This window comes from Massilia sp. DJPM01 (assembly GCF_030348125.1).
GTDB classification, from domain to species: Bacteria; Pseudomonadota; Gammaproteobacteria; order Burkholderiales; family Burkholderiaceae_D; genus Telluria_A; species Telluria_A frigida.
Genome location: NZ_JAQOZV010000055.1, coordinates 46,164 through 52,229 on the forward strand (window position 1 = coordinate 46,164; position 6,066 = coordinate 52,229).

Sequence of the window (6,066 nt, forward strand, 5' to 3'; positions counted from 1 at the left end):
TCAGTCGTCCGGCTTCGGGTGCCAGCGCTGCAGCGGCGGCTCCGGGGAGGTGAGCGCTTGCAGGCGCTTGTACAGCAGGCTGGTTTCGAGCAGATTGCAGATGCGTAGCATCGTCTCGATCAGGTCGAACGGCTTGGTCAGGAAATCCTTGGCCCCCAGCGACAGCGCGCGCCGCCTGGCTTCCTGGGCGACGTCGGCGCTGATGACCATGACCGGACGAAACTCGTTGGGCGGGGTGCGGCGCGCCAGTTGCTCCAGGACCGCGTAACCGTCCAGGTCCGGCATCATCAGGTCGAGCAGCACCAGGTCGGGATCGAACGCCGACACCAGATCGAGCGTACGGCGCGGATCGGTGGTGCTGACGACATTGCGAAACCCTTGCCAGCACGTGCACGGCGGACGACGGTGCCGGCGCGGCCAGGGTCACGCCGCGCTCGCCGGCCATCGGGGCGATCAGGGCCAGCGCTTCGCGCAGCAGGCTGTCCACCTCGACCGGCTCCGGATCGAGGTCCAGATGGCCGGTTTCGATGCGGGCGATATCGAGCACTTCATTGATCAGCGCCAGCAGGTGACGGCCGCCTTTCAGGATATGGCCGACATGCTCGCGCTCGGCCGGCGTGGTGAGATCACGTTCGAGCAGCTGGGCAAAGCCCGGGATCGCGTTGAGCGGCGTGCGCAGTTCATGGCTGGTGCGCGACAGAAATTCGGTCTTGGCCTGGCTGGCGCGTTCGGCTTCGCGATAGGCTTGCTCGGCGTCGGCGCCGCGGGCCGCCAGCAGCATGCTGGCATGCTCCATGCACGCCGCGCGCCAGCCGCTGCGCGTTATCGGCCAGGTCGCGCACGCGGCGCCCGATGCCGGTTGAAAACAGCAGCACCACGACGAACGCACCCGGCACCCCGGCCGCGCTGGCCACGCCGGTGGCGACCATGGTGCGCGTGTAGACCTGGTCGGCGAAACGCTCGCTCTCGCGCCGCAGCACGTCTTCGCGCGCCAGCATGGCGTCGATGTGGGCGCGCAGCTCGTCCAGCACCACCTTGTTCGATACCAGGATCGGCACCAGCGTGGCCGCCGGCGTGGTGTTGCCCAGGGCGACCAGTTCGCTCAAGCCCTCGCTTTTTCTCGCGGCCAGGGCGGCCACCTGGTCGAGCAAGGCACGCTGCTGCGGATCGCGGATCTGCCCGCGCAGCCGGCGCAAGGTGCGCGGCAGCTCGGTTTCGGCAATCCGGTAGCGTTCCAGGAAATTCGCGCGCCCCGTCAACAGGTAGCCGCGTACGCCGGTGGCTGCCTCGGCCAGCAAGGAATGCACTTCCTGGATGTCGTGCTGGATCTGCAAGGTGCGCTGCGCGCCCTGCTGGGCGCGGCGGCTTTCGGCCCCCATCAGGTAGCTGGAGGCGAGCGCGCCCAGCAGGATCACCAGCGGCACCGCGATCAGCACCAGCCCCTTGACGCGCAAGGAGCGGTTCGACCACCACTGGGACCATCTCGACAGCGCGCTCATGGGTTCGTCGCGCCGGAATGGCCGAAGCCCAGTTCGACCGCGCGGGCGGCGACCTGGGTGCGGTCGGCCAGGCCGAACTTGTGGATGATGCGTTCCACATGCACCTTCACCGTGCCGGGTGCGATGCCCAGGCGCAGGGCGATGTCGGCATTGGTCAGTCCGTGCGGCAGCAAGCCCAACACCTCGCGCTCGCGCGGCGTCAGCGGGGTGAGCAGCTTGGCCGATTGCGCGGGCGGGACCGTCGCCCGCGCGGCACCCTGCGGCAAGGCCGAAGCCAGCATGCTGGCCAGGGTGGACAAGGCGGCCAGGTCGGCCTCGCCGGGAACCGGCAGCGGGCGGCGGCTGGCCAGTTGCAGCACGCCCAGCGCACGCCCGGCCGAACGCAGGGAAAACAGCAGCTCGACGCCGGCCATCGCCCCGGCCGGCAGCAGCATGCGGCTGATGCTGTTACGCCGGACCAGCACGCCCGCCTCGTCCTTCAGGCTGGCGGCCAGGGCGCCTTGCGCGGGAAAGCGCATGCCGGCCGGCAGGACTTCGCCGCGCGCGGCCTGTACGCGCAGCGCGCCGCTGTCGTCGGCCAGCACGCTGCCGCAGTCGAAGGCGGAAAAGGCCAGGGCAAAGCCGAGCATCGCGTCCAGCGCGGCGAGCGCCTGGCCGGCGTCGTGCAGCAGACGCAGGCGGGCGGTATTGGCTTGCTGCACGCGATAGTGCTCGCGCAGGGTGTGGACGCAGGGAGAAGTGGTACGGGGCATATGCGCAGTAAATGCCGAACGGCAGAGTTCCAGCTAGGCCTGGCGGCGGACGGCAAGGCGCTGGCGGCGGGCGAAAGTTTGCCTGTCGCAGCAAGCAATGCACCATCCACTTTGATTTAACAGGAGAACTTCATGAAAAAACTGATTCTTGCCGCTTCCCTCTTCGCTTGCAGCCTTGCCTATGCCAAGGAGCCGCCACGGGTGTACGGCAACGAAGCCGTCGCGCCCGTCACAAAGCAGGAGCGCGAGATTGCCGGCCTGTTCGGCCGCTGGCGCGCCGCGCTGGGCACCGGCAAGCCGGCAGAAGTGGTCAAGCTGTATCACCCGAAGGCGGTGTTGCAGCCGACCGTGTCGAACCTGGTGAGGACAACGCCGGCGGAAATCGAGGATTATTTCGTGCATTTTTTGGAACTGAAGCCGCACGGCGTGATCAATTCGCGTCATATCCAGATGCCGAGCAAGGATAGCGCGGTCGACAGCGGCGTGTACACCTTTGACATCGTCAAGGAGGGCAAGCCGGCCAAGGTGCAGGCGCGGTACACCTTCGTGTACAAGAAACTCGGGAAGGAATGGCTGATCCTGAAGCACCATTCATCGGCGATGCCGGAACAGGTGGCGTTGAACTAAGACGGCCAACGCCGGGAACATGAGGGAGGCAGGCCCGTTGTGGGGCCTGGACGCTGACCTTGGTCATAACCGTCCATAAAGCAGGCCGACGCTGGAGGAGCCATAAAGTGATGGCAGCGCGACCACGGCACCTAACTAGTCATGGGCGCGCTTGCCATATCGGTTTGCAACGGCGCGCAAGTCATTGCGGCGCTTGATAGCGGGTCCGACGATATTGCGCCGTTAAGGCTTGTGCATCACTTCAGGCTGCTGCCCAGCGCATGCGGCAAGCCAGCCGCAAAACGCCGCATGGTAAGCAGCGAAATAAAAGACATCTCCGATAATTCATCTCGAGATAATCCTGTCAAGTTTTTTATTGTATTTAAACGTAACCCTTATAGTTAAATTCAAATCTGGATAAATTTGTATATAGCTCCTGACCCAACGATTTGCCCATTATCTACTCTGCTTTCCTATGGCAAACAGGCGATTACGGATGAAATTTATGTCAATGTTATCTCATATGATATATTATGACCAAGGCTGGTAATAGTTGTTATCGCCACTAGTTACTCGCTAATTTTTTCAACAGATATTTATAATTTGGGAACCTGAGACTACGTATGAAAATATTTATTCGCTCATCCAAGCAGACAAGCAAGTGCATGGCGCTCTTACTGCTTTCTATAGGGTCGATAGCAACAATGTCGACCACTCAAGCGGCGACAAATCTCGTTCTGAGAAATCCAAAGTTTACAAGCAACCCAACAATCACCACGAATCCGCCAGGCTGGACGATTTCCAATCCTAACTTGGTCACATGGTCCACCACCGGGGGATATGACAATTCGGGTGCCATCAAACTCTCCGACCCGGGTCCGAATGTGTCGGCGGTGGCCGAAAGCGAGCAAGTGGCGGTGAAGGCCGGCGCGCAAATCGATGTATCCGCCCAGGTAAAGTTGCAGAACAATACCGACCCGGCAACCGTGATGGTGGCAATTAAGTTCTATGCTGGCACTACGGCTTTACCGATTGCAACGTCGATGGGTGCTGTCGGCAATAACGATCAATGGTTGCTGACAAAGCTTTCCGTTATTGCACCGGCAGGCGCAACAAAAGCCTCGGTGGTGCTATTTACCGCAAATGCGGCGCCTGCAACCGCCTACTTCGATAACATCACCTTCACTACCCCCGAGATTCAAGATAAAGGTGACCAGATAACACGCTCCCTCGTCTCTGCTGCTGCATTCGACGGCGATGTCCTGTATGTTGGCGCCACTGGCTTTCCAGCAAAATTCGCTGCGTACGACGTTAGTAATGGTGAGCGACGTTTTGAAGTTGAATTGCCGAAGACCGAAGAAATACTGAGCGTCGCTGTTGCGACCGACCGGACCGTTTATATCGGAACCGCCTCCGGCCGGCTTTACCAGCATGCTTATGGATCGACGACTGTCAAGCTCGTGGGAACATCAATTTCCGAGGCAATTTGGACACTCAAGCCAGGTTCCAATGGGAGCATGTATGGCGGTGGATCGAAGGATGCTGCTGCGTTCCATTTCACGCCAAGCGATTCTAAAATGTATCCGATCCCGGGTCCGCTAAGCACCGCGAAGAATGTGCGTTCGCTTGCTGTTGATAAAATTGGCGAAAAGATTTATTGGGGGCTTGGAACATCTGCAGCCTCGTATCAGACTGATTTGTCCGGAAACAACCCTAAGAACTTACTTGGCGGCGTTGCGAAAGGCACTAACTGGGATTATACTTATTATACTGATTATGTTGGTGGAAAAGTATTCGCACGAATAACAGGAAGCTTGTTGAATCAAACGCTGGTACTGGATCCAAGTACACCAACGGCCAAGCCGCCTATCATCGATCAGATTAATTCATTCGGGATCAGCGGGCTTGCGCCTGCGGTTGCCCCGGCCACTCAGGGCGACCTGGTCTTTTACACCAAGCCGGACCCAACCCACATAAATAAAGCTTCACATTTATACTCATACAGTATAAAAGGCGGCACGGAAGATAAAATCACTCCGATGAGCCAAAGTGCAGCATTCATGTTTACCGATAATAATGAGGTGATCGCATGTGTACGTGAGGGTGAAGCCGGGTTTGGGTGGATCGTGAAGCACAACTATAGATCGAACTCTACATCTCCGGTTGTTCGGTTTAAAAGTCCGGTTGTTGCGACAGGCCTTAGGACGTTGACTGTGGGGCCGGGCGCCAACCCGAAAGTTTTCACCGCCGGTTTTCTTGACGGTGGTCTCGCAACATTCGACCCCGCGGCCACGACCCCGGCAACACTCAAGAATGAAGCTGATCAGGCGGAAGGCCTTGCCGTATTAGACGACAAGTTATACGCCGGACTGTATCAGTATGCGAAAATCGCATCATTTGATGTAACAACAACGGGACTTGAGAACAAGAAAGAATTATTCAATTTGAGCGGCACTCACAAGCAGGACCGGCCATTTGCCATGCTGGCCATTCCAGCACCTGTGAACAAGCTCGTTGTCGGCACCGTACCACAATATGCCGTCAATGCTAGCGGATCTCTGGCGATTCTATCACTTGACGAATCGTCAGTCCCGGCCGTGCCAGTCATCACCGATAACTTTATAGCCGGCCAAAGCATTCTAGCGCTGACTAATATCGGCAATGTCATTTATGGCGGCACGTCGACCTGGGGCGCTTATAATGACAAGCCCGTGAAAGATGCCAATGGCGCTTATGAAACCGCAACACTATTCTCGCTTGACATTTCCAATCCCAAAGCAGTGCCCACGTTGATTAATCCGGTAAAGGACAGACTGGTCATTTCAACATTAATTAATGTTCAAGGCAAGATCTGGGGATTAGCGGAAGACACCTTGTTTATTTACGATCCCGCCAACCCACTGGGTGTTATTCAGCAAAAGAATTTATTTGGTTACAGGTACTCAGAGTGGAACATCGCGTGGAAGGCAGCCAAGATGGCGGAGGCTAAAAACGGCTACGTGTATATTTCATTCGACGACAAATTGTACCGCGTTTCCATAAAAACGCCTGGACAGCGCCCCGAGCTGGTTATTTCGAGCGGTGTCAATTCGGTGGATATTGATGAGACTGGGAACTTGTACTATATATCAGGCGCCAGGCTGAAAAAATTCGATATGGTAGCTAATCCGCAATAACGTAATCGCTCCACACACCATGGCCTTTCGCCC

5 protein-coding genes and 2 pseudogenes are annotated in these 6,066 nt (G+C 58.1%); 3 read left to right on the plus strand and 4 right to left on the minus strand.

Annotated features, from left to right (window positions below; all coding sequences use genetic code 11):
• From PO883_RS27200 to PO883_RS27210, 4 genes and pseudogenes are all read right to left on the minus strand, one after another.
• Positions 1-369: pseudogene (locus PO883_RS27200) on the minus strand (response regulator); the annotation flags it as partial.
• A gap of 208 nt (positions 370-577) precedes the next feature.
• Positions 578-781 (minus strand): annotated as a pseudogene (locus PO883_RS35230) (histidine kinase dimerization/phospho-acceptor domain-containing protein); the annotation flags it as partial.
• Positions 681-1,499: a CHASE3 domain-containing protein gene (locus PO883_RS27205; protein WP_289312542.1), complete on the minus strand. Its 819-nt coding sequence runs from the start codon at positions 1,497-1,499 to the stop codon at positions 681-683. The gene PO883_RS27205 and the pseudogene PO883_RS35230, both read right to left, overlap by 101 nt.
• Positions 1,496-2,251: a response regulator transcription factor gene (locus tag PO883_RS27210; RefSeq protein WP_289312543.1), complete on the minus strand. Its 756-nt coding sequence runs from the start codon at positions 2,249-2,251 to the stop codon at positions 1,496-1,498. The genes PO883_RS27205 and PO883_RS27210 overlap by 4 nt, the downstream gene beginning before the upstream one ends.
• Before the next feature lie 132 nt (positions 2,252-2,383).
• Between PO883_RS27210 and PO883_RS27215 the strand changes: the two genes are divergently transcribed.
• The 3 genes from PO883_RS27215 to PO883_RS27225 all read left to right on the plus strand — a co-directional run bounded on the left by PO883_RS27215 (position 2,384) and on the right by PO883_RS27225 (position 6,033).
• Complete coding sequence (locus PO883_RS27215; RefSeq protein WP_289312544.1) at positions 2,384-2,878, plus strand: SgcJ/EcaC family oxidoreductase; 495 nt, start codon at positions 2,384-2,386, stop codon at positions 2,876-2,878.
• A 141-nt stretch (positions 2,879-3,019) separates the two neighbouring features.
• Complete coding sequence (locus PO883_RS27220; RefSeq protein ID WP_289312545.1) at positions 3,020-3,262, plus strand: hypothetical protein; 243 nt, start codon at positions 3,020-3,022, stop codon at positions 3,260-3,262.
• A 260-nt stretch (positions 3,263-3,522) separates the two neighbouring features.
• Entirely contained in the window at positions 3,523-6,033 is a 2,511-nt protein-coding gene (locus PO883_RS27225; protein ID WP_289312546.1) for a hypothetical protein, read from the plus strand.
• The last annotated feature ends 33 nt before the right edge of the window (positions 6,034-6,066 follow it).

What these genes read in the sequence shown, in the direction of transcription:
- PO883_RS27205 (WP_289312542.1), bottom strand. Translation starts at nt 1,499, where the DNA reads ATGAGCGCGCTGTCGAGATGGTCCCAGTGGTGGTCGAACCGCTCCTTG.
- PO883_RS27210 (WP_289312543.1), bottom strand. Translation starts at nt 2,251, where the DNA reads ATGCCCCGTACCACTTCTCCCTGCGTCCACACCCTGCGCGAGCACTAT.
- PO883_RS27215 (WP_289312544.1), top strand. Translation starts at nt 2,384, where the DNA reads ATGAAAAAACTGATTCTTGCCGCTTCCCTCTTCGCTTGCAGCCTTGCC.
- PO883_RS27220 (WP_289312545.1), top strand. Translation starts at nt 3,020, where the DNA reads ATGGGCGCGCTTGCCATATCGGTTTGCAACGGCGCGCAAGTCATTGCG.
- PO883_RS27225 (WP_289312546.1), top strand. Translation starts at nt 3,523, where the DNA reads ATGGCGCTCTTACTGCTTTCTATAGGGTCGATAGCAACAATGTCGACC.